The following is a 24,356-nucleotide window of genomic DNA, read 5'->3' as shown; positions in this document are numbered from 1 at the left end:
CGGCCTCACACCGCTGATTTACAGCCACGTCAATCCTTATGGCCGCTTCGACCTCGATCTGAATAGCCGGATCGATTTTGGGCGGCTTGCTGCCTGACCGGGGCCTTTCCGCTCGCACCATTTGGGTGCACCCGAACGTGACGATCGGAAGTGACATATACGACATGTCACAAAAGGGTGGTTCCGTCACCAATGTTACTGTACGAGGGCAAAGCCACCCTAATGTGACGGATTTGCCCATGACCCGCGTCGGCTACGCCCGCGTCAGCACCATCGACCAGGATCTCGACATCCAGGTTGCCCGGTTGAAGGCAGCGGGCTGTGAAATCCTCCGCTCCGAAACAGGCTCGGGCGCATCGCGCACTGGACGCACGGAGCTTGAGACGATCATGCAGTTCCTGCGCGCCGATGACGAACTCGTCGTCCTGCGTCTCGATCGGCTCGGTCGCTCCACACGCGATGTTCTCAATCTGGTTCATGAACTCGACCAGAAGGGAGCCTCATTGCGGGTGCTTGAGCCGGAGGTGACGACGGCCGGAAGCATGGGGCGGATGGTGATCACCATTCTGGGCATGGTCGCGGACATGGAACTGACGTTCATCAAGGACCGGCAGCGCGCCGGGATCGAGGCGGCGCGCGCCGAAGGCGTCTACAAAGGCCGGAAGAAAAACATCGATGACGATGAAATCCGACGCCGGATCACCGCCGGCGCGAGCAAGGCCAGCGTCGCGCGCGACCTCAAGATCTCAAGAATGACCGTCTATCGGGCGCTTGACGTCATTCCTTCAAGGATCGGGCTGCCGGAAAAGCCGCCTTCTGTCACCATCGCCCTGCATCTGACCATCGAGAACTTCAACAAGCATGGTCGTGGCAGAAAGCCCGCTCGCGAGCGCATTGAGGCGATGCTGGAGCGGGATTACCAGATGCAAAAGACCGGGAACTGCGATTACACGCTGACCGTCGCCTATGATCAGGGTGCCGATGGCGTCAGCCTCGATGATGAGATCGCATCTCTCCAGACAGAGATGTTCAACATCGCAGAGAGCTACAGGTGCTCGATCGAGACCGATGTTTACGAGATTGGAGGACAAGAGCGAGCCTGGTAGATCGCCATGTTCAATCTTTGTTCTTCAACATGGCCAAAATCGCAGCTTCGGGCCGACTGGGCCAGGTCCGAGCAGAAGGCGCGGCGCGTATTGTTGGACCAGCCCCGCACCGCGGCCGCAACCAGTTCTTGATCGAGGCGGATGCCGGCGCCGACCAGATCGCGCACGTCCTCGACGACTTGCGCCACCGACGGATCGGGCGGCGCGGCCGCCGGCGACGGCAGCGCCAGCGGTTCGGGCGGGTCAGTGGTCATGGGGACGAGGATTAGCGCGGTCACTTTCTAAAGTATAGGGTGTTGATAATGATCTATTATCAACACTGTGCGTCCCGGCATACTTTACCGAGAGATGATTTCAGTTCACTATTGGCTATGGAAAGCCGACCCGTCACCGCCCGCTACGGACCTGATTATACCCCGAAAATGGTCGCGGCGATAGCATCGTGTTCGACGGCGATCGGGCGGCTCGACGCCCGGTTTACCGTCAGTCCTGTAGCCAAACCGTGGGCGATACGCACCGCGTGGACCGGCTACGCGAAGGCGCTGCAACTGCAATCAGCCGAGGTCGAGGAAATCGACGTATTTTCGTGGGGCTGTGGCCTCAAAGTGCCCGGACGCCCTGCCCTTCCCAGCCATCTCGACCTGTTCGACCGCTTCGACCAATGGCGCGCGGCGCTCGACGATCCGGACACGCTGGCCTGGCGCGACCAGCTCCCGACCGCGATCGGGGAACCCGCGACGGCGGCCGAGCATCCGCCCCTTGTCCGCGCGCTCGACACCGTGCGCCAGCTCGCGCGGATCGACCACAGCATCAAGCCCTGGCTTGGCCTGCCCTTCGCGCTGCGCGACCGCGGGCTTGCCGCCACCCCCCTGCCCTGTCTCGCTGGCGGCGTGAAAGCGTTTCGGTTCAAGCGGACGATCAGCGACGAAGACTGGCACGCCGCGCTACGCGGCCTCGAGCATAGCGTCACTGCAAACTTGGAACGCCTGCACGATCTCGAGCGGCTCCATCGCGATGCGCAGCGCGCGATCGTTGCCGAATATCGACCGGGAGTCCTACCCGCGCTCGCGGCGCTCCTCCATCACCGGCCCCTGCTCTCGCCCCGATCGGTATCCGAGCTGCTGAGCATGAGCGTGGCCGGCGCCAGCAAGCTCCTCACCCGCGGTGTTGCCTGTGGTCTGCTCATCGAAATCACCCAGAGGCGCACATGGCGCGTGTTCCTGAGCACCGACCTCGCCGTCGAATTTGGCTATGCAGCGCCCAAGCGCGGCCGTCCCCGCAATGAACCCCCTTCCCTTCCCGCAAACCGGGGGCTGGCGGACGTGTTCGACGCTTTCGATCAGGAGATGGCGAATATCGACGAGCTTCTTCGACGTGGCGCGGGCGTTGCTTCGGCGATCGGGCGCGCCGGCGATGACTCGATCCCTGTTTGACCTCACCCACGTACCATCCCTCCTTTCAGACTAGCGTGAGATTGCCGTTCTTTCGGTTGATGCGACTGTAAAATGGGACGGCAAGTCGCAAAGCGCTGCGACGACCAGAGGGCGCGAGGCTCTCTTTCGGTCAGCGCGGGACTGGCGATCGGCCGACCTGCTGCGCATCGCCATCAAACTTGGCTGCGCATAGCCTGTCAGCGGACTGCGCAGGCGTCCCTCCCCTTCCCAGCATCGGCTTTCCACTGCTTCGAGAAATTCGACGTGGAGGTGCCTGTGATGATAGACCGGCACCAACTATGCCTGCTGCCAATTTGTGGGAAGTGGTTGCTGCTATGCGCGATGGCTGACCCCGCTACTTGGCGTGCATGCTCAGATCCGGCCTGTGACGGGTTATAAGTGTCGTTTCAGGCAGAATGCGCTCTGGTGATGCCTTGCCAGGAAGCCCGTACAGCGCGGTCTGGGGTACTTTGCTTCCCAAGGGACGTCGGGCGCTGGCAACGCGCTCAGCGGGCTCTGGGCGGCTTTTTGCGGCATTTCGTATTTTGTTCTGGTCTCTCAGCGCTGTTTCGGCGGAAGTACCTTGCGTTGTTCCCAGTGACAACCGGATCAAAATGTCCCTAAACGTTGCCAACGGGACGAGCAGCGGTCGGTGGTGATTGACCGGGGTCAGGTGCGCGGCGACGAGGCGCCGACGACGGCGGTGCGGCTCGACGGGGTTATGCAGTTAGAGGAGGCGGTCAATCCCTGCCCTTCTTTCGTCTTAGTTTTTCAAAGACAGGAAACGCCGCAGGCGCCGTTAATCTCTTTAGAGAATAGGATAAAAAGTTAGGCTGTGGATGAACATTCCGCGACTCGCCGAGTCAGTGCGAGTCGTAACCATAAGTCCGTTCCCGTTATACCGTTTCACCGTTCCTGAAATACCCTGCAAGCCGTTCCCGATGAACCGTGATTCGGTTCCTCATGTACCGTGCTCCGTTCCTGAAATACCGTGCCGAACTCTGCAGCAGGCAGGCCTGACCAACTCGGTAAAACGTGTTTTACTCAGCCCGAATCTGCCTGTTTTCCGTGGGTTCCGGCCACTTTGATCGTCTGGCGCTGAAAGTTGAGTGGGCGACATTGGGGGCGCTCTCCCAAGCTTCGACGTGCCCAATGGCGACTGCCTTAGCAAGTGGCGAATCCTCACACGACTCAACGACGGTCCTTTAGGAACGGATCGCTGGACTGCGGCGTCGTCGGGCGGCAGTGTCGGCGCATTCTCAAGCCGAACGGTCGCGGCCCCGCCATTCCGTGGCTCGTATTGTTGAGCTTTCGGCGATGGCGGCCACTTCTTGAACGGTACATTGGGAACGCATTCCCGGCGGGGCGATGGTCGCGAGGCGTGCATTTTGCACGAGACCCGCTTCCGCCCATTTGGAGCCGACACGGTATTTCAGGAACGGCACCAAATACAGCGAGGCCAGATCCTTCCCTCCCCTACGCCGTGTTCGTAAGAAGAGCCCCCTTACCGCTCGGATCCTGACACCGAATTCCTCTGCTCAGAGCTTGTACGGATCACGACGATCCGACGACGGCTCAATAGGAAGCTTGGCGGCTGCTTTCGCTGCGCGGTGTCGATATGGTGGGTGCCGGTGACATTGACGCTGTCTCACCGACATTTCCTGCGGGTTGGATTTCCGTAGGGCGGCATGCAGGGCCGCTATGGCAAGTGGACCTGGGTCAATGTGCGGTTCTGGCGTTGGCCGGGGCAAGGCGTCTGGGATGCCATGGTGCGGGACGCTGCTCGACCTTGAGCTTGCTGCCGAATGGAAACACAAGATCGACAACACGACCGCCTGTTACGAAGACCGCATGTCCTCCGCCGACGTGTGACGCACCTTGTGGACGCGACCTCGCCTACGTCGATCATCGCGAATTCGACACACGGCGTTCCGGCAAGGCTAATGTGATCAGGAATTCCGACCGACAGCACCGTTCCTCAAGTACCGTGCGGACGAGCTGCATGTCTGCATCGCCGGGTTGAAGGGCTGGTAAACAGGTCCGAGGCGGATGCTGTGCGGGCAAGGGCGGCCGCTAAAAGTCCGCCAATGCCTGCCTCACGGTCTTCCACCGACTGCCCATAAAACCATGTGCGTTGAGATCTGAACCACAACTCGTTACTTCAGGAACGCCCAGCTGGATGTTTGGCCTGGACGTGCCGCGCATTTACGAGCGTGTTCCTGAAGGACCGTTACGCTGGCGGGCGTGTACGTTGATCAGTTTACAGGGCGCTGCTTCGCGCAAAAGGTGGCGAAAATCTGCGTGATGTTCTTCGCATCAAACGCGATCTCGCGTTGACGCAAGAAGGTCCGGAAGTCGTCTCCCACGAGGCCATGGTCGCGTTGCGGGCTCGGCAGGTTGGCGCGGGCGATCGCACCAAATGCCGAATGTGAAATATGGCCGCTCGTGGGGAAGGAGATCGAGGCCTCCTCAGGTGCTTTAGCCTTGGCGACCGGAGGCGAAACCTGGGTGAGGGCAGGGGAGGGCTTACCCTCCTCGGACAGCTCGCGATCGCGCCGAATCATACGCAACAGCGGTTCGGCATCGTCACGCTGTTCGATCTCCAGCGAATAGCCCGGCAGATCGTTTTCCCGGGCGATCTTGGTCATTTCGAACTTGAAGCGCCGATAGTCGCCTTCTGCCCCTGACTTCTCGAAGAGCGTGGGCATTGAGATGGCGAAGCCATCCCTACCGGCCCCACCGGCATGCTTGCGCGCGACCCGATAGAGCCAGCGTTCGCGGCCGCCAGTCATCGAGAAATAGGCGGGGTCGATGGCGAGCACGCCGCCGTCCATCAGGACACCGTCGTAGAACCATTTAGCGAGTGTGATCCTCATCCCGCGGACAGTGCCCGAACGATCCTTGAGCTGGCTGTAGCTGTCGATCCAGGAGAAGGTGGTCTCGACAGCATCCCCCGAACGAATGTTCGTCTTCACCGTCGTCGATTGGAGACGGTCGAGCGCATTTCCCAGGAGATCGTAAGCGCGTCCGCCGACCTCGCGCTTGAGCGTCTTCAGCATATCGTACGGAACGACGTGCAGCGTCTGAGGGATATCGTTGGTACCCCGGCGCTTGTGCTCGATCAAAACCGACGCGCAGTAGATCAGGATATCGAGATCGTAGATGGTCGCCAGGCCATATTCCGAGTTCGCGGAGACGTGGACCGTGATCTTTCGATCGGGGCTTACATAGTCGATCGGCTTGAGCCGCTTGCGCTTGGACAGCGAGAAAAAGGGCCGCTCCATCGTCTCGCGCTGATCCCGGAGAGGAAGCGCAGTCAGCTGAGGGAGAAAGAGGTCTACCTGACCGTCTTCGCGGTGATCCTGTTGCATCTCGTGTCCCGTGGCGTCGGTAAAACGCATTTTACCGGGAGCCAACTAATTGAAAATAAACACTTAAATCAGATTTCTGCCTAATTCCGACTGAACTTCGCACTTTCAATGGCAGGGCGAAGCGCTTCGAGAATCTCCTCGACCGAAGCTGCGCCCTTTGGATTGATGTTGATGGTAATACCCTTAGCCCGTGTATCGGCGAGGATCTGGCCGATCTCCTTGCCTGAAGCGGCGGTGAGGGCGGGCTTGGCTCGGGGAGGGGGCATCTTCGACACCGCAGGCGTCGCCGCGGCTGCAGCCAGGCGCTCGCAAACCTTGATCCCCTCTATCTTGTCGCTCCCGGCATCCTTCAGCGCCTGCTGCTCCGCACGCAGCGCCACAGCCGCGGCGATGATCGCGTCGCGGTACTGCTCGTTCTTCAGCAACGGGGAGAGCCGCATGCCGTGCCGGACCTTGACGTCTCCAGGCTCAGCAAACGCTGCTACAACTTCGTCCGGCAACTCCGCTAGCTGGAGGAGGTTGTGGAGGTTCTGCTTGGGGATCGCCAAGCGATCGGCCATCTGCGTGCGCACGCCGTTGTAATAGGCATCTACGGCGTGCCTGTAATTGCGCGCCCGTTCGAGATCAGTGACGTCCTCGCGCTCGCGGTTTTCAAGATCTGCGAGCCGGAATGCGGCCTCATCGTCAAGCGTCTCGATACGAGCAACGAGCTCGATTTCGCTATGGTTGTTGGCATGTAGCCATGAAACCGAGAAATGGCGGCGGGTGCCGACGATCAACTCATAGGGATTGTCGGCGTTCGGCGTCCGCCGCACAACAACCGGCTCGCGGTTGGATCCTTCCTCCCGGATGGAGTCGATGAGCGACGCACAGCGTTCGTAGCTCAGAGCTGCATGATCGCGAGCGTTCCCCGGCCAGATAGAGCATTCCGAGGGCTTCAGACGGATCGTCGGGCGTTTGACGGTGCGTGCAATCTCGTCGAACGCAATACCGCGCCGCTCCAAAAAAGAGGGTGTGGACGGCTCGTCGACGGGCTTGTCGCGATCGACCAGCACTTCGGCGTCGACCGCCTCTGGCACGGAAGTCGGGGCAGGGGTCGTCCCGATGCTCTCGATGGCGCTCGCCAGTAGACTGCGACGCCTGCCCCCAGCGCTGCTCATGCCGCCTCCGTCAGTCTGTCGGTGCCGACCTGCGCCATCCGCGACGGCCACTGTTTGCAAATATCCTTTTCGATCTCGCGAAACACCATGTTGAGGTTGTCGCGGCACCGCGTGTAGGTCTGGTGTGATCCGTATGGCTTGTTAATCTCGTAGATCGACGACATCGACAGACCGGCATTCTTGATCTCTTCCGACAGGAGGATCGGCGTCGATAGCATCTGACCGGCGTAGGTTTTCTCCATGACCTGAAGCATCTGCGCTTCGTTGGTCCTGTTGGGCTGGAACATGGTGCAGACGACACGAATGAACCCGTAGTCGATCGAAGTATCGAACTTCGAGACGAGGTCCATCGCTTCCCGACAGGTCTGCATGAAATGGATCGTCGAAAGATAGTCGAGCTGCCGGGCCGGCACGGGGATCAGCAAGCCGTCCGCAGCCGTCAACGTGTTCACACCCAAAAAGCCCATGGCCGGGGGAGGATCGAGGATCACGACATCATAATCGTGCCGCACTTCTTCCAGGCCGATCCTCAACATCCTGAACGCGCCGGCAATGGCGGTCGGGCCTTCCTCGATGGTTGCGGTCAGTTCCCATTCGGTGTCCTGCAGGCCCAGGTTCGCCGGGCAGATATCGATATTGGGCCAGGCGGTCTTCTGGATCGTCTTTCGCAGCGAATCGGCTTCGTCGATACGCGGCGAGAGGAAGTTCGAGAGCGTATGCGTCTCGTCCACCAATGCCTCGAGATTGACGTCGAACATCACACTCATCGAGGCCTGGGGATCGCAATCGACCACGAGCACTCGGTAACCCCGCAGCGCCAGATAATCTGCGAGATGCTTGCCCGTCGTCGATTTGCTGACGCCGCCCTTGAAGTTCTGCACGGCGATCACGACGGCTCGTTCCGAGGGCAATTTGCCCATCTTGATGCCCAGCTTCTCGCGGATCGCGATCAAGTCCTCGACTGTGTAAAACCGGCGTCCATTGGCTGCCGTCTTGGGAGCGGGCAGTCGGCCACGCGCCTCCGCCTTGGAAAGCGCTTCCGGCGTTCGCCCGAGCAATTCAGCGGCGACGGTTGCCCCCATTGAAATGTTCAGCGTTTTGCGATCGGATGGATCGATAGCCGCTTGCCGCAGGACCGTCTTGGCATTCTCGCACGAGGTTATCATCGCATCGAGAATCTGACCCGACAGCATGGGCATGTCCCCTTCTTGAACCCAAACCGGCCACGGTTCGTGAAAATTACCGCATAATGGCCCCTAATCCCGGACAGCTATGCCAAATACAGGGTAGTTAGTCAAATAGGGCGGCAGGATCTGCGGCACTCAGGGACAGGCCTCCTTGTCGCCGCCGAGTCCCGGACCGTTCGGGAAGTATCATTTCACCTAGAAACCCTCCCGAAAATCAAGATGAGTCGCCCACCTGCACGCCATGCTCAAGGACTTATCCGCAAATATCGTCAGACTTGCACGCCCGGCCGACGCCAATCCAAAGCAACGCGAATCGCCTCAAAGTTTCTCCGCAGACACAGCGCACAGGGGAGGAGGATCTAAATCCACACCGACTCGGCACCAGCCAGGGCTATTCTTTGTCATCAAAAGATTTTGTGACACGCCTCATTGCACGGTCCGTTGGGCTTAGCTTTTCAATAGCATCCGAAATGATGCGCTAGAGGCCGGCCGAGGAGAAGGGGAGGGGGGACGAGGTTGTGAAAGGAGCCGATCATGGCCCTCACAGCCGAACGACCTTCCCAGCAACTCATCGATCTCGTTGGCGCACTTGGTGGCACCTGGCATGGAAGAACCGCGATGTGCCTGTGCCCGTCGCATTCCGACAGCACCCCAAGCCTGTCGATCCGCCAGGGTAATCGCGGCATCCTGGTGACCTGTTTCGCCGGGTGCGATCGAGAAGACATCCTGCGCGAACTCCGGCGCGTACCGATCCGCAATCATTTCAGCTACACCGATGTTTCGGCGGTCTCGTCCGGCAATGCAAACCGGCTATGGGATGACGCCCTTTCCCTCGAAGGTACGCTGGCGGAACGCTATCTCGCGTCGCGCTACCTTGCGCCGATGACCGAGGATCTCCGTTTCCATCCGCGATGCCCGTACCGGCCAAAGCCCTGGACAAGCTTCCACCCGGCTCTTCTTGTGGCGGTGCGAGAAGGGCGGCGCCTGACAGCCGTGCAGCGAATATTCCTCGATCCGACAACGGCGCGCTATCGCATGAAGCTCATGCTCGGTCGGCCGGCGGCGGGCGCGTGGCAGGGAGGAGGGCGGGGCGCCGCCGTCCTCGCACTCGCCGAAGGCTTCGAGACCGCGCGCGCCTTCACCATTCTCAATGCGCTTCCATGCTGGGCAAGTCTCGGAGCGAGGCGCCTTCACCAGATCCGGCTGCCGGAGCAACTTCAAACCCTCATCCTCGCCCAGGATAACGATGCGGAAGGCGCCCGCGCTGCCGACCAGGCCGAGCAGTTCTACGCTCGCCCGGGCCTCACGATTGAACGAATGCCGCCGCCGCGCGGCATCAAGGATTGGGCAAGGGTGCTCGAGAGACGCATGGCAGCATGAGGGGCCGTCACCCCTCCAACCTCTTGAAGGAGGAATCTATCAACGCCGGCCGATCTCAGGCATGATACGACCATGAAGGCCTTTATGCTGACAGGCTATGGGGGCCCCGAGGCGACAGTAGTTCGCGAGATTCCGCGTCCCGAACCCGGGCCGGGTGAAATCCTGGTTCGTGTGCATGCGGCCGGCCTAAATCCCGTCGACTTCAAGACGCGTGAGGGCATGCTGAAAATCGTCCAGCGCTATCCCTTGCCGATCACGATGGGAACGAACTTGCCGGCGTCGTCGAGACGTCCCCGACAGCCAGGACACAATTCGCTCCTGGTGATCGCGTCTTCGCGCGGATGCCCAAGGAATCCATGGGCGCGTTCGCAGACTACACCGTCGTGCCGGAAGGCCTTTTGGCCAGGATGCCCGCGACGCTTGATTTCGCTGTGGCCGCAGGCGTGCCACTTGCGGGCCTGACTGCGCTTCAGGCCCTTCGTGACGAATTGCAGCTCAGGCCGGGGAGCCGCGTGTTCATCCCCGGCGGTGCCGGAGGCGTCGGCACATTTGCCATCCAGATTGCCAGATGGCTCGGCGCCGAGGTTACGACCACGGCTTCAGAGCGGGGCAGGGCACTGGTCGAGCGCCTCGGTGCCGACGTCGTGATCGACTACACGTCACAGCGTTTCGAGGATCATGTGCGCGACATGGACGGTGTCTTCGACCTGATCGGCGGGGATACCCTCATGAAGTCGTTCCAGGTCGTGAAGCCTGGCGGGAAGGTCGTTTCGATCGCCGGCATGCCCGAACCGCAGACAGCAAGACAGGATCTCGGCGGGGGCTTTTTGCTCACCGCGCTGTTCTGGGCGGTGAGCTATCGGCTCCGCGCGCAGGCAAAGAAGCACGGCGTCACCTATCGATATCTGTTCATGCATCCGAGCGGACCTGAGCTTGCCGAACTCGGCGGCCTCATCGAAGAGAAGAAGCTCGAGCCTGTGATCGACCGCGTGTTTCCCTTCGCCGACATAGCGGACGCATTCGTGCATCTCGAATCCGGGCACGCGAAGGGCAAGATCGTGGTGCAGATGCCGGCCTGACGGGCTGGGACAGATTCCGGCGCTTCACACTATGGCTGTTCCGCTTCCAAGGCCCCTGCCCCAGAACATGGCCAACACAGCGCAATGAGAAGGGGAGGGGGGTCGGAGGATTGATGCTGCCGATGGGGCAGCCAGTCCGGAGACCCCACCATGTCCGATCTCTTCGATACCGCCACCGCGGCTGAACGCCGCGCGGCCGTCATTCTTGCCGATCGCCTGCGTGCGACCGACCCGATCACCCGCGCGGATCTCAACGCGGCAATGATCGAGGGTTTCGGGGGAACGGACGCCGATGGCTTCTGGACCCAGCGTGATAGCTTCGAGATCCTCGAACACGCGCTCGCGCACCATCTCCAGTTCGGCCCCTATCCCCTCCACTCGCTCGATGATGTCGGAGCCGCCTGCGATCTCCTTGACCGGCTGCCTACCCAGACCGTTCGCAGCGAGGACCAGATCGAATGGCAGCAGATGGCATGACCATTCTTGGCGCTTCAGTGCACGTGGGTCAGAATCGCCGGTGAGTGATCGCGGTCCGCACTCTTCTTCGGTCCGCAGCCGGAGGAGATGGCATGGAAGAATACAACGCTTTTATCGGATTGGACGTCCATAAGGATAGCATATCGGTCGCGATCGCGGACGCAGGGCGTGACGGTGAACTCCGCATGTACGGAACGATCGTCAACTCGCCCGACGCGGTTTCGCGTTTGATGCGGAAGCTGGTCCGACGTCATGGCAAGATCGAGGTGACCTATGAAGCAGGCCCTTGCGGTTACGGAATCTATCGACAGCTCACAGAGATGGGAATCTGCTGCCGGATCGTGGCACCGAGCCATACGCCAAAACGGCCAGGCGAAAGGGTGAAGAACGACACAAGGGATGCGCTGATGCTTGCCCGGTTGCTTCGTGCGGGTGAACTCACATACGTGTGGGTGCCGGATGCGACCCATGAGGCGATGCGTGACCTTGTCCGTGCCCGTCAGGTGGCCTCGCAGGATGTTAGAGCAGCTCGCGCATTGATACGGATGTTCCTGCTAAAACATGGGCTGCACTGCAAGTCGAAGGCGTGGTGCTTGCGATACCGGAAATGGCTGACATCTCTTAAGTTTGATCACGCCGCGCAGAAGTTCGCACTGCAGAGTTATATCAATCGCCTTGAGCAGGCCGAAGCACGCAAGGCCGAGATCGAAGACCAGATGGCCGATCTGATCCCAGGTTGGGCGCTGGCTCCGGTGGTCCATGCCCTGCAGGTGTTCAAGGGGATCGGAATGGTCATCGCTACAACGCTGGCCGCGGAGATTGGCGACTTCTCGCGGTTTGCGAGTCCGCGAAAATTGATGGCTTATCTCGGATTGGTTCCCAGTGAATATTCCAGCGGCAGCAAGCAACGGCCCGGAGGGATCACGAAGGCAGGTAACAAGATCGCCAGAGTGATGCTTGTCGAGGCGGCCTGGGCTTACAAATGGCCCCCCAAGGTCGGTGTCGATCTCATGCTGAAACGGCAAGACTATAGCCAGGAACTGAAAGACATCGGCTGGAAGGCCCAAGTCAGGCTGAACAAGCGGTTTCGGCGTCTTGAAGGGCGGGGAAAGCGCAGCACCGTGGCCGCAGCCGCAGTTGCCCGCGAACTGGTCGGCTTCATCTGGGCGACAGCGATCAGCGCGATGCCGAAGACTGCCTGACAAAAAATGCGCGTGATGTTGTTAGTGGCCAGGGCATCTGACGCGGGATGAGGCAAACCGTCGGTCGAGAATTGAGATCCGGATCATGCCGGACATCTGACAGCAGAATGAACGAACGCCTCTGACGCTTACCATAATGGGGTTTCGATCCCCGCATCGGAGTTTGAGCAACCGTCGAATAAGTCGGGTGCCCTGACCTCTGCCAACATCGCAAGGAGAACTATCATGACGAACGGCATTCAAGCCGGGCGGCGGGAAAGCCGTGCTTATCCTCTTGACGAATGGTCATCGGAATTCTCGACGCCCATCGATCTCGCCGCGGTCGCGGTTCTCCTCGCCAACATCCAGAGAGACGATGTCATCCTCGAGCCGAGCGCCGGCAACGGGCTCCTCGTGGCGCATTGCCGGGACTATGGCGCGCTCCAGCTCAACGAATATGCATCGGCTCGCCGGGCCCGCCTTGCAGACATTTTCCCGGACGCGGCCGTCACCGGCCACGACGGCGCCACGATCAACTCCAGCCTGGCGGCGGCAACGCGCCCCAGTCTGATCCTCATGAACCCGCCATTCTCGCGGTCGGTCGGGCTAGGCGCCGACGCCCACGCCGCCGTCCGCCATCTCCAGGCAGCGCTTCGCCGGCTGCGCGGCGGCGGCCGTCTGGTTGCGATCATGCCCGACTGGTTCGGTCCCAATGCGCGGATGCGTGATCTCTTCGAGACCACGCTGCGCGATGTCAGCGTGCGGACCTCGGTGCGACTCGAGAAATGCTATCTGAAGCATGGCACCAGCATCGCGGTCCGGCTGTTCGTGATCGACAAGGTCCCCGGCACGACCATTCCCGCGACGATCCAGCGCACCTCCATCCGCGAGCTCATCGGCGCGCTCACGATTCACGAGCGCGGGACCCTCGCAGCGCCATCGGCACCGGCTCCCAAGCGATCGAGCAGCCCCTCACTGTTCCGCGCCATGAAGAGCAATCGCGCGCAGCCGCGGCCCTATTACGTTCCGGTCCGCAACAACGTGCTGCCCGTCGACTACGCGCCGCTCGAGACGCCCGCGCCGCTGCTCGACCAGGTCGGCGTCTATCTTCCCTATCGCCCGAGCCGGATCACCTTCGACGCGGCCGGCGAACATCCGACCGCCCTGGTCGAATCCGTCGCGATGGGCTCGATCGCGGCGCCGATCCCGGCCTATGTGCCGCGGCTCCCCGAACGCACAGTCTCCGAACGTCTGCTGTCGGCCTCGCAGCTCGAAACCGTCGTCTATGCGGGACATGCTTGGGACCAGTTTCTGCCGGGGAAGTTCAGGCCCGCCAAGGAAGGTGTCGGGCTCGAGGAAGCGCAGGATGGCCGCGCCTATCGCATGGGCTATTTCCTCGGCGACGGCACCGGGGCGGGGAAGGGGCGGCAGGTTGCCGCGTGCATCCTCGACAGCTGGCTCGCCGGGCGCCGCCGGAACATCTGGATTTCGAAGAACGAGGCGCTGCTCGAAGACGCGCGCCGTGATTGGACTGCTCTCGGCGGTCTCGCGGCCGACATCCAGCCTCTCTCCAACTGGAAAATCGACCAGGCGATACCGCTGGAGCAGGGCGTGCTCTTCGTCACCTACCCGACGCTTCGTTCGGCACGCGGCGATCATAGCCGTCTCCAGCAGGTCATCGACTGGGCAGGCGACGACTTTGAAGGCGTGATCGGCTTCGACGAGGCGCACGAGATGGGCGGCGTCGCCGGCGGCGAAGGCGCGCTCGGCAAGAAGGAGGGCTCGCAGCAGGGCATCTCCGGCGTGCTGCTCCAGAATCATCTGCCCGGCGCGCGCGTCCTCTACGCCTCGGCAACCGGCGCCTCCGACGTCAATAACCTCGCCTATGCCGTGCGGCTGGGTCTGTGGGGGCCGGAAACCGCCTTCAGCAACCGCGAGCAGTTCATCTCGGGAATCCGCAAGGGCGGCATCGCCGCGATGGAGCTCGTCGCTCGCGACCTGAAGGCGCTCGGCCTCTACACCGCCCGCGCGCTGAGCTTTGCCGGCGTCGAATATGACATCCTGCGGCATGAACTGACGCGCGAGCAGATCGCGATCTACGACGCCTATGCCGACGCCTGGGGCATCATCCACCGCAACATGGAGCATGCCCTCGAATTGACGGCCGTGGTCGACGGGCTCGAAAATGCGACCCTCAACAGCGGCGCCAAGGCGTCGGCGCGCTCGCGGTTCGAGTCAACCAAGCAGCGCTTCTTCGGCCAACTCCTTCTCAGCATGAAGCTTCCGACCGTGATCGCGGCGGCGAAAGCCCATCTGGCAGCAGGGCAATCGGTGGTCCTCCAACTCGTGACCACCGCGGAATCGATCCTCAACCGGCGGTTGGGCGATCTCTCGCCCGACGAGCGCGCGACGCTGGAAATTGATTTGAGCCCCCGTGAGTACATTATCGACTACCTCGAGCGGGCTTTTCCGACCCGGCAAATGCAGGTCTTCAAGGACGACACTGGCACGCCGCGCTCATTGCCGATGGTGGGTGACGATGGGCATCCGGTCTACAATCCCGAGGCGGAAGCCGCGCGCGATGCTCTCATCGAGAAACTTTGCGCCATGCCGCCCATCATGTCCGCGCTGGACGCTCTGCTCGAGCATTTCGGCCACGACAATGTCGCCGAGGTCACCGGCCGCACCAAGCGCCTCATCACGGCAAGCGACGGCCGGCAGAAGCTTGAGAGCCGATCGGCCCGGACGAGCCAGGCCGAAGCCGCCGCGTTCATGGCCGGCAAGAAGCGCATGCTGGTCTTCTCCGACGCCGGCGGCACGGGCCGAAGCTACCATGCCTCGCTTGATGTTCTGAACCAGGAGCAGCGCGTCCACCTGTTGCTCGAACCCGGTTGGCGCGCCGATCGCGCGATCCAGGGCCTCGGCCGGACCCACCGCACGCATCAGGCGACCACGCCGCTGTTCCGCCCGGTGACGACCGACTGCAAGGGCGAGTTGCGCTTCACCAGCACGATCGCGCGGCGCCTCGACAGTCTCGGCGCGCTCACGCGCGGCCAGCGCCAGACGGGTGGGCAGGGGCTGTTCGACCCGGCCGACAACCTCGAAAGCGAATATGCCTGCGCGGCGCTCCTCTCCTGGTTCGACCTGCTCGCGGCCGGCAAGCTCTCAAGCACCACGCTCGACGACTTCCAGCATCGTACCGGCCTCGAGCTCTGCGACAAGGATGGCGTCCTCAAGGACGAGATGCCGCCGATCCAGCGCTGGCTCAATCGAATCCTCGCGCTGCCGATCGCGCTGCAGAACAGCATCTTCGACGAATTCCTGTCGCTGATCGAAACACGCGTCTCGGCCGCGCGCGAGGCAGGACGGCTCGACGTCGGCGTCGAGACGATCCTCGTCGACAAGGCCACGCTGATCGACGACGTCGTGCTGCGTACCGATCCACGCACCGGGGCCACCTCGCATCTCCTCACCATCGAGATAGCGCGGCGGCGCAACCCCGTGTCCCTCGAGCGCATCCTGCGCATTGCCGACGGCGACGGCAGCGCCGGCTTCATGATCAACCGCAAGTCGGGGAAGGCCGCGCTTCGGACCCGGGCGCGATCGCTCATGGAGGAGAAGGAGGGGACGCCCATTGCGCGCGTCGAGATGATGCGACCGACGCGCAACGAATATATGCGCGAGGACGACCTCTACGAGTCCTCCTGGGAGGAAGTCGACCGCGTGACGTTCAGCACCGAATGGACGAGGGAAGTCGAAATAGCCCGGGAAACCGTCGACAGCGAGACGATCCGGCTCGCGACGGGCCTGTTGCTGCCGATCTGGTCAGCCCTGCCGAGCGATCATATGGCGGTCAACCGCATCGTTGATGGGGAAGGGCAGTCCTGGCTGGGGCGCCTCGTGTTCGACGATCATGTGCCCCAGCTCTTCACCAAGCTCGGGATCGATCGTTCTGATACGCTCCCGCCCGACGCCATCGCCAAGGCAGTCTCGGCGGGGCGCAGCGTCGATGTCTCGCACCCGTTCCCGCTCACCATCAAGCGCTCGGTCGTCAACGGTTCGCAGCGGATCGAGCTGGTGGGTTGCCCACACGAGCGGCTGCCTTGGCTCAAGTCGATCGGCTGCTTCACCGAAGTGATCCAGTATCGCACGCGGGTTTTCGTACCGATGCCGTCGGCAGAGGCGATCCTCGGCCAGATGCTCGGTTAAGTGTCTGCCGAAGCCCGAATCGTCATTTGCAAAACACGGAAAAACTTCCAAAAAGCGGGCCGCAACACGCGGTGGCAGCTCGCAGAGACGTTGTCGGCGGTCCGTGCTCTGCCTGACCCGCGAGTGCCTTCGCCTCGAAAGTCCCCAGGCCGCGGGGACATGAGTTCGCGGATAACGACCAATCCCTTGCACGAAGATGACACTCCCGTCGATCTATAGTCGACCGCATTCGACGAGTAGGCTTGTAGCCGTTTCGAGGCGGTCGGGTGTCGGCTCTGGAGGATTGCCCTGGCGCGTCGTGCCCGGCGTGAGCGTCCATCCGCCCTCATCCATGACAATCCGCAAACGGAGGATCGTCTTGCCCCGATTGCGAGCGTCGGCCAGGCCCCGTCCCACGGACCAATAGGCATGCTGCGCCATGATCCAGATCTCGAGCACGCGCCCGACGAAGCCGGCCGGCGAGAGCTCACGCCAGCCTTCCGCCTCCCTCTTGGCACGGCTGAGGGGCAATCGATCGGGATTCTCGAAGGGATGGCCCTGGTTCGGCGCTTCCCGGAGGCAGAGAGCAAGGGCTGCGACAATGGCAGCCGGAAGCTGTTCCTGGTCGCGCAGGACTTTCTGCAGGGAGCGAAGACGTTGGACAGGATTCGCGGTGTCCTTCGACACGAGAATCCAGTCTCCAGCGCTATCCGCCTTCGACGTCTCATCCACGGCATCGATGAAGGCCTGTGCGAGTTGCCCGGTGGAGCGAGGGCCAGGTAGAAGCGCGCCGATCGTCCAATAGAACAGGCCTTCGAGCGCGAGCCGGAACAGCTGCCGGATCTGGACCGCTCGCCATTCGTCCGCCGCGATCGGGCGGTCGTTCGCACTGTTCCATGCGTCGGCCCGATCGGCCATGCGCATTCTGATGTCCTCGTAAGTCGCCTCCTCGTCCGCGAGATCCGCATAGGCAGCCTGGATCAGAGCGACGCCTTTCTGGCGGGCGGGCGCCGCGCGTTCGCCGCCGAGCCTGGTGAACATGGCCTTCGCTTCGGCCGCGCGAGGCTTGTCCATCGTCCAGAGTTTACCCCAGCGCTCGGCGTCCGCCCGCTTCACGCTGACGCTTCCGAAGCGATGGAACGCCTCGTGATCCAATTCCGCCTCGAAGCGCTTTTCGAAAGCGTCGAGCACCGGCTCGAGGGCGGGATCGGGCTGGAATATGCCAGCGGCGCCCTCGATCGGGATCAACCATCCCATCGTGCGCAGGCTCGGGCCGTAGTTCAGAGGCGATATGAAACCGGTGGAATAGCGTCGCATGTTACGCCGGGCTTCCCATTCCTCGCCGCCAAACCGATAGCGCACGGCATCCAGCATCGGGCGCATGGCCTGTGCTCCGGGTATGTCGGCTTTGGGATCGATCAGGAACTGGGACCAGGCGTAGATCGCCTCGATCCGGTCGACGAAATCGCGCATTTCCTCGGGCTGCGCGCTCTGTCGCCTTCCGCGCTCCAGGATATGGCGGACACGCCGCCAGGCCCAGGCCATCAGCGTATAGGGCCGGATGTGGCTTGCCACGTTGTTGAGGTCAGGGAGCACCCGGTCCATCAGGCCGAAATTGATCTGGCGCAGACCGAGCGGATCCACACCCCCCATGCCGATCTTGCTTCTGTCGACCGGACGGGGTTCGCCGGCGGTGCGTGCGACGTCGAGGAGTTCGTTCAGATCCATCACGATCAGCAATCCCGATTAAGCAGGATTCGGCCACAGCAGCTCGCCAATCCCCGCAGCCGCAGATCCTCTCCGGCCGCAAGGGGAAGCCTCATATTGCAACGAGGGCACGACGCTCTGAAGGTCTCGAGTATCATCAGCTTGGCGAACGACGCGGGATCGCGCAGCGCCCGGTCAAGACTGGGCCAGTGCGGCGACGAGCGAAGGCTATCAAATCCGACATCGGGACCATGCCCATCGCTGGCGGCAAGATAGGCGTCGATCTGCTCGCCCATGGTCCTTGCCGTCAGCACTTCGCCGAGAAAGCCGTCCAGGTCGATGCCTTGGCCGAGCAACGCCATGAAAGCCGGGATCACATCTGGAGAGACGGCAATGGTGGCCGGATCGATCCCGCGACGCAGGAAATAGCGTCGCGCCCGAATGGCATTGTCGTCCCGTCGGCCGGCGGCATGATGAAGGAGGATGGAAGCGGCGGCGAGGTCGCTTTCGGGGCTGTCAAGCGCGGCGATCTGCGGCAACACCTTGTCGAGCCAGAGTTGCACCTTGGCCGGTGCCGGTCTGATCCGGTCGGCCAGGAAATGCGACAGCGACAGCGCCATGAGCGCGTTACGACCCGCGGCCTCAGGCGCCAGCATGGTCATCAGGAGTTCGTCGAAGATCTGGAGCGACCGATAGTTCGCCGCTTCTTCGGACCTCGCTCGCTTCTCGCGGTCCTTCTCATCGTCGTCGTCATCATCGTCGGTTTCGCCGCCGGCGCCCCAGGGGCCCCGCGATTGTCTAAACACGGCACGGATCAGAGCCATGGTGTGGCGCCATGCGGACGATGTTTCCTCTCCGGGCGCTGCCGACAGCAAGTTAGCGCCGAGGGCAGCCGCATTGAGGTCGGCGAGCGTCACCACGCCTTCGATCCCGTCTGGCCGGCCGCCACTACCGCCACCGCCGATGCCGAGCGATGCGGGCATGCGACTCGGATCCTCGCGAAACCACGCCAGGATGGCGGCGACGTCGGTCGGCGTTTCGGTGCCGGCGAGCATCGCCATGAGCCGCGTGGCGATCGAACCTGTGCGCCGGATCAGCTCGAGCGCCGCCGCAATCGACACGAAGCCTTCCCAGCGTCGGCCGCCCTGCTCGAGTCCGAGGATCAGACGACCGTTTTCCCAGCTTTCTAATTCGATGCCCGGCGCATCGAGCTGGAAATGGCCGTCGCCAGAGACCACGACCGGACCCAGCGCATGGGATCCCCTGGGGGTTCGCAGCACGGCGCTTGCGTTCCCGCCAAGCCTCGGTGTCAGCGCGCGGCCCGCTATCCGTTCTCCTTCCAGCGAGGCGCTCAGGATTCCGATCGCGGAGTCGCTCGTCTCGTTCTCGTCCAGCGCGTCTGCCGGGAGGCGGGCAGGGGCCGTTCCCGGGGCCGTCACCCAGTAGCTCTTGCTGCCCCGCTGGACCCGGAGCACCCCGGCCTCGACGTTTCGCCCGAACAGACCGGCATGCGTCACATTGGCGCTGCCGCTGAGAAGGAGGCGTCCCTTGCGGCAAACCAGTTCGATCGACTTGGCATGGAGCGGTCTGTCATCGTGGCCGAACGCGTCAGCCACGTCGACCGGCTGCCACTTGGGTCCGCCCTCGAAGGGCCAGGCATTCGAGCCCGGACCGCGGACCGTTCCTGCGGGATGGGCATGGAGATGCGCTTTTTCGATACCCAGCAGTGTCGCGAGCGCATCCAGCCCGTCGGCGCGTAGATCGTAATAGGGCGAGACCGCCGTAAGGCGGGTCACGCCGCCAAGGTCGTCGGCATAGAGCGCGAGCTGTTCCGCGATCGGCGCATCGAGGCTGTGCACCACATGGATATGGCCCGTCCGCGGCTGTCCCTGCGCCGATCGTCGCAGAAAGCCGGCAATCGTCTCGCAGGCAGGCCCTGCCGTCGTGATGATCTGAGCCGACGCGGCGAGCTGTTCGAAAAACGCCGCCGCATCGTCGAATGCATCCGCCGCGAAGCTTGGGTGCAGATGCTCGACCAGCTCGAGATTGCCGCCCCAGCCCGCGAAAGTCAGGTTGCCCGATCCGACGAGCAGATGAGCATCATCATCGCCGAACAGCGCGCCCACTTTTGCGTGGAACACCCCTTGATTTGCGCAGGCGACGGCTTCGATCTCATAGTCGCGGCCGACCCTGCGCGCACCTTCCTCGCTCAGGCCGGCGCGCACGCCTTCCGGATCGGCCAGGATGAGAGCATTGCGGCTACCCCCGCGAAGCAGCGCGTCGAGAAGCACTGCCTCGAAGAACGACAGCGAAAGCGCATAGGTCGTGAAGGCAGCACGCTTCCACGGCGCTGCCGAGATCAGATCGAGCGGATTCACACGTACCCCCTTGGTTCCAGCCTAATCGCTCGCCAGTTCACCGACAGTAAAAATCGAAGCTGGACCGAAAAGCGATCGCTCGGCGGCTCTGCAGCTCGCTGGTTCGCCGTAAGCCAATCGGGGAAAGGGAAGGGGGGGACGGAGCTGGTGTCCGGGATGATCCGGACGCCAGATGGAGCTCCTTCCCATGACCGCATCCGTTAAGCTCGCCAAGCTCACGCTTTCACCCATCAACGTCCGCAAGCGACCCGACGAACTGCTCGAAATCCCGCAGATGGCGGCCGATCTCGAAGCGCGCGGAGTCCTGCAGAACCTGCTTGTCACCCCCGTCCGGAAACCGCGCGGCACCTTCGAGGTGTTCGACGGCGGCCGCCGCCTGCGCGGCCTGCGCCTGCTCGCCGAGCGCGGCGTGATCGACCCCGAGACCTATGACGTTCCCGTGAAGGTCCTGGTCGGTGACGAGGCGACCCTGTCCGAGACTTCGACGGCGGCCAACTTCCACCAGCTCAAGATGACGCCGGCCGAGGAATGCCGGGCGTTCCAGTATTTCATTGGGCTGACGGGCGACATCGACGGCGTTGCCAAACGCTTCGGCCTCACCCGCCGCTTCGTCGAGGGCCGCCTGCGCCTTGCGACGCTCGCCGAGCCGATCTTCGAGGCGCTGAGCGAAGGCACGATCACGCTCGACGTCGCCAAGGCCTATGCGTCGACAGAGAACCAGGAGAAGCAGCTGCTCGTCTGGAACAGCTACGGCACCAGCTATTCCAACGCCGACACCATCCGCCGTGTTATCGCCAACGAGACCATGAACTCGACCGATCCCGTCGCCATCCTGGTCGGCGAGGACCGCTACGCGGACGCCGGCGGCAAGGTCGATCGCGACCTCTTCAGCGACAGCGGCGACAAGTGGGTCAATCCCGAGATCGCGCAGCGGCTCGCCGCGGACATCATGGAGGCAGAAGCCAAGCTTGTCGGCGAGGAGCTCGGCCTTGGCTGGATCCGTCCGATCGCGTCCAACTATACCCACAGCGCCGCCGCCGGCCTCTATCGCGTCATCCTGCCCACCGCGGACCCGACCGAGGAACAGCAGGCCCGGCTCGAGGCGATCGCGGAGCGTCAGCAGGCGATTTCCGTGGCGATGGACGACGAAGCCATCGGCGAGGACGCGTATAAGGCGCTGGACCAGGAATATGACGCGCTCAGCGCCGAGGAGCTTGCGATCCGCAAGGTCGCGCCAGTTCTGCCGGACGAACTGCGGCCGCTGGTCGGCGCCTTCCTCAAGCTGACGCCCAAGGGCGAAATGGTGCTCGACGCCGAATATTACAGCGAGGAGGCTATCCGGATCGGCGGCACCGAGGACGAGACGGGCGACACCGCGGACAAAGGTTCGCGCGGCCGGCCGAGCGGTGCCGGCAGGGAATCCGCGACCCCGGCCTCCCGGCCGGAAGCGGTGGCTCCGGGCGGCAAGCCGCTCAGCGCGCGGCTCTACGACGAGCTCGCGATGCAGCGGCGCGACGTCCTGGCGGCGACGCTCCTCAGCCACCCGGCCCTCGCGCTCGATTATGCGCTCTTCGTCATGATCGACGATCGCATGACCGCCGAAAGCGCCTATGGCTCGACCATTCGCGCTCGCTCGCCCCAGGACCCGGTCACCGGCGAGCAGCCTGCGACCCGCGCCCGTAGCTATCTCGCCGAAGCCCATGACGGGCTCGATGCCGGCTGGACCGAGTACCAGTCGCAGGTCGACCGGTTCGAGGCCTTCCGCGGTCTCGACGACGACGCCAAGGCGGCCTGGCTCGCCTATATCGTCGCGATGTCGCTCGAAGCGCCAAATTCCCGCGCCGAGCAGTCCCCGCTGCAAAACCGGCTTGCGACCATCATGGAAATCGATGTCGCAAGCTGGTGGCGGCCGACCTCGGAGAACTTCTTCGACCGGGTCAGCAAGGGTTCGATCCTGACCTTGCTCGCCGATGTCGGCGGTGCGGCGCTCACGGCGCGTCACGCGACGATGAAGAAGTCCGAAATCTCGGAATCGTGCGCCAAGCTTTTCGCCGGCGAAGCGATCGTCGAGCCGGAGGTTCGCGACGCGGCGCTCGCCTGGGTGCCGAACGCGATGAAGTTCCTCGATTCTGCGCCCGCCGACGATCTCGATGTCGACGACGAACCCGAGGACCAGGGTGGCGATCAGGACACGGTCGCGGTGAACGACGCCGATGGCGAACCTCAGCTGGACGATCAGGACGCGCTCGCGGCCTGACGCCTCTCACCTCCTGGAGTGCTGACCGCCGGCGCGCAGACACGCGTCGGCGGTTTCCCTTTCCCGCACAGCGGAGTTCTCACCATGTCAGCTTCACGTCGATCCAGCCGCGACGTCGCCGCGGAAATCACGGATCTCATCATCCGCAAGCTAGAGGAGGGCGTTCCGCCCTGGTCGAGACCCTGGCGATGCAGCGGCGCCGGCGGCCGCCCGCTCCGGCACTGCGGGACGCCTTACACCGGCATCAACACGCTCTATCTCTGGGCGCTCGGCGACGCGATGGGCTACCGTTCGCGCTTCTGGATGACCTATCGCCAGGCCGAGGCGCTCGGCGCCAATGTCCGGCGCGGCGAGACCGGCGCGATCTCGGTCTATTATTCGTCGTTCAAGAAAACCGAGGAGCATCCCGAAACCGGCAAGGAGGTCGAGAAGAACATCCGCTTCCTTCGCCACTACGTCGTCTTCAATGCCGACCAGATCGACGCGCTCCCGGCCTATTTCTACGCCCCCGAAGAACCGGAAACGCCGGTGGAACCCTCCACCCGCCAGGCGGCGATCGACGCCTTCTTCGACGCGATCCCCGCCGACGTTCGCCATGGCGGCAACCAAGCCTACTTCACGCCGACCTTTGACCATATCCAGATGCCCAGCCGAACCTCGTTTCGCAGCATGGATCTGTACGCGTCGACGAGATGTCACGAGACCGTCCATTGGTCGGGCCACTCCGACAGGCTGGCCCGCACGTTCGGCAAGCGCTTCGGCGACAAGGCGTATGCGTTCGAAGAGCTCGTCGCCGAAATCGGGGCGGGGCTCTGCTGCGCGGATCTGGGTCTGCCGAATGTGCTGCACGATCGCCATGCGAGCTATGTCGGGCATTGGCTCGGGATCCTGCGCGGCGACAAGACCGCGATCATCCATGCGGCCGCCAAGGCAGAGCAGGCCTTCGCCTACCTCAAGAGCTTCGGCAGCGCGGCAGCTGAAGGCGAATGCCACGAGGATGACGCGCCGGCACCCGCGCTCGCAGCCTGACGTCGGCTTCTCACCATCAGAAAGGACAATCAACCATGGGATGGCTTTTCATGCCCTTCACGTCGATGGGAGGCCACAAGAGCGCCAAATCCTATCTCGACGCGCAACTGACTTACGAATGCACGCTCGACGACGGCACCACCCGCGGGCTCCGGGTGCTGGCGTCCTCTTGTCCCGGGAACCGGACCTATTACGCCGCGGCCCAGGAACTGGTCGGCGGCGTTCCCGGAAGCGTCTTTGCCGTCGTTTGCCTGGTGCGCTGGAACCCGCGTTCGCGCGATGGCCACCAATTTGGATACAAGGACAGTGCGCCGTTGTGGCGCTGAAAGGAGTATCAGTAATGATGAGGTAAGTTGAGGAAACCTCTGCCCGCCAAGCTAACCTCGGGTCCGAAAGACCTGAAATCCGGAAACGGACGGGGGA

General features: G+C 62.9%; 16 protein-coding genes and 1 pseudogene. 11 read left to right on the top strand and 6 right to left on the bottom strand.

Annotation, left to right across the window (positions count from 1 at the left end; translation table 11 throughout):
* The first annotated feature begins 239 nt into the window (after positions 1–239).
* Positions 240–1,106 carry a recombinase family protein gene (locus WP12_RS20580; RefSeq protein WP_006961816.1) on the top strand — a complete coding sequence of 289 codons (867 nt, stop codon included), beginning with the start codon at positions 240–242 and terminating at the stop codon, positions 1,104–1,106.
* Here WP12_RS20580 and WP12_RS20575 read toward each other — a convergent pair.
* Positions 1,073–1,360, bottom strand: coding sequence for a hypothetical protein (locus tag WP12_RS20575; RefSeq protein ID WP_046195538.1), 288 nt, complete (start codon positions 1,358–1,360; stop codon positions 1,073–1,075). The two genes, WP12_RS20580 and WP12_RS20575, sit on opposite strands and share 34 nt — an antisense overlap.
* A 117-nt stretch (positions 1,361–1,477) precedes the next feature.
* Between WP12_RS20575 and WP12_RS20570 the strand changes: the two genes are divergently transcribed.
* Complete coding sequence (locus WP12_RS20570) at positions 1,478–2,539, top strand: hypothetical protein (protein WP_007015471.1); 1,062 nt, start codon at positions 1,478–1,480, stop codon at positions 2,537–2,539.
* 2,255 nt (positions 2,540–4,794) lie between these two features.
* Here the strand turns inward: WP12_RS20570 and WP12_RS20565 are convergent.
* The 3 genes from WP12_RS20565 to WP12_RS20555 all read right to left on the bottom strand — a co-directional run bounded on the left by WP12_RS20565 (position 4,795) and on the right by WP12_RS20555 (position 8,263).
* Entirely contained in the window at positions 4,795–5,910 is a 1,116-nt protein-coding gene (locus WP12_RS20565; RefSeq protein WP_007015473.1) for a replication initiator protein A, read from the bottom strand.
* 80 nt (positions 5,911–5,990) lie between these two features.
* The gene (locus tag WP12_RS20560; RefSeq protein WP_039858570.1) at positions 5,991–7,070 is read right to left on the bottom strand and encodes a ParB/RepB/Spo0J family partition protein; all 1,080 of its coding nucleotides are present in this window, start codon (positions 7,068–7,070) and stop codon (positions 5,991–5,993) included.
* On the bottom strand, positions 7,067–8,263 hold the full coding sequence (locus tag WP12_RS20555; protein ID WP_007015475.1) for an AAA family ATPase: 1,197 nt from the start codon (positions 8,261–8,263) through the stop codon (positions 7,067–7,069). The genes WP12_RS20560 and WP12_RS20555 overlap by 4 nt, the downstream gene beginning before the upstream one ends.
* 528 nt (positions 8,264–8,791) lie before the next feature.
* Between WP12_RS20555 and WP12_RS20550 the strand changes: the two genes are divergently transcribed.
* The 6 genes from WP12_RS20550 (at position 8,792) to WP12_RS20530 (ending at position 16,583) form a co-directional block, all read left to right on the top strand.
* Positions 8,792–9,637, top strand: coding sequence for a DUF7146 domain-containing protein (locus WP12_RS20550; RefSeq protein WP_007015476.1), 846 nt, complete (start codon positions 8,792–8,794; stop codon positions 9,635–9,637).
* A gap of 72 nt (positions 9,638–9,709) precedes the next feature.
* Entirely contained in the window at positions 9,710–10,099 is a 390-nt protein-coding gene (locus WP12_RS26510; protein WP_443027893.1) for an alcohol dehydrogenase catalytic domain-containing protein, read from the top strand.
* The gene (locus tag WP12_RS20545) at positions 9,994–10,716 is read left to right on the top strand and encodes an NADP-dependent oxidoreductase (protein WP_200894566.1); all 723 of its coding nucleotides are present in this window, start codon (positions 9,994–9,996) and stop codon (positions 10,714–10,716) included. The genes WP12_RS26510 and WP12_RS20545 overlap by 106 nt, the downstream gene beginning before the upstream one ends.
* Before the next feature lie 150 nt (positions 10,717–10,866).
* Positions 10,867–11,193, top strand: a complete 327-nt coding sequence (locus tag WP12_RS20540; RefSeq protein WP_046195536.1) for a hypothetical protein — start codon at positions 10,867–10,869, stop codon at positions 11,191–11,193.
* 92 nt (positions 11,194–11,285) lie between these two features.
* Positions 11,286–12,395, top strand: coding sequence for an IS110 family transposase (locus WP12_RS20535; protein WP_046195535.1), 1,110 nt, complete (start codon positions 11,286–11,288; stop codon positions 12,393–12,395).
* A gap of 225 nt (positions 12,396–12,620) precedes the next feature.
* Entirely contained in the window at positions 12,621–16,583 is a 3,963-nt protein-coding gene (locus WP12_RS20530; protein ID WP_046195534.1) for a strawberry notch family protein, read from the top strand.
* A 213-nt stretch (positions 16,584–16,796) separates the two neighbouring features.
* Here the strand turns inward: WP12_RS20530 and WP12_RS20525 are convergent, their stop codons facing one another.
* Positions 16,797–18,290, bottom strand: a complete 1,494-nt coding sequence (locus WP12_RS20525) for a septum formation inhibitor-activating ATPase (RefSeq protein WP_235399222.1) — start codon at positions 18,288–18,290, stop codon at positions 16,797–16,799.
* A gap of 5 nt (positions 18,291–18,295) precedes the next feature.
* Positions 18,296–20,647, bottom strand: coding sequence for a hypothetical protein (locus tag WP12_RS20520; RefSeq protein WP_007015481.1), 2,352 nt, complete (start codon positions 20,645–20,647; stop codon positions 18,296–18,298).
* 187 nt (positions 20,648–20,834) lie between these two features.
* Between WP12_RS20520 and WP12_RS20515 the strand changes: the two genes are divergently transcribed.
* From WP12_RS20515 to WP12_RS20505, 3 genes and pseudogenes are all read left to right on the top strand, one after another.
* Entirely contained in the window at positions 20,835–22,904 is a 2,070-nt protein-coding gene (locus WP12_RS20515) for a ParB/RepB/Spo0J family partition protein (RefSeq protein WP_007015482.1), read from the top strand.
* Between the two features lie 84 nt (positions 22,905–22,988).
* Positions 22,989–23,933: an ArdC family protein gene (locus tag WP12_RS20510; RefSeq protein ID WP_007015483.1), complete on the top strand. Its 945-nt coding sequence runs from the start codon at positions 22,989–22,991 to the stop codon at positions 23,931–23,933.
* Between the two features lie 35 nt (positions 23,934–23,968).
* Positions 23,969–24,238, top strand: a pseudogene (locus WP12_RS20505) (DUF6927 domain-containing protein); the annotation flags it as partial.
* Positions 24,239–24,356 lie beyond the last annotated feature (118 nt).

Source organism: Sphingomonas sp. SRS2 (assembly GCF_000971055.1).
Lineage (GTDB): Bacteria > Pseudomonadota > Alphaproteobacteria > Sphingomonadales > Sphingomonadaceae > Rhizorhabdus.
Note: the sequence above shows the minus strand (reverse complement) of the source record. Positions and strands in the feature narration are given on the sequence as shown.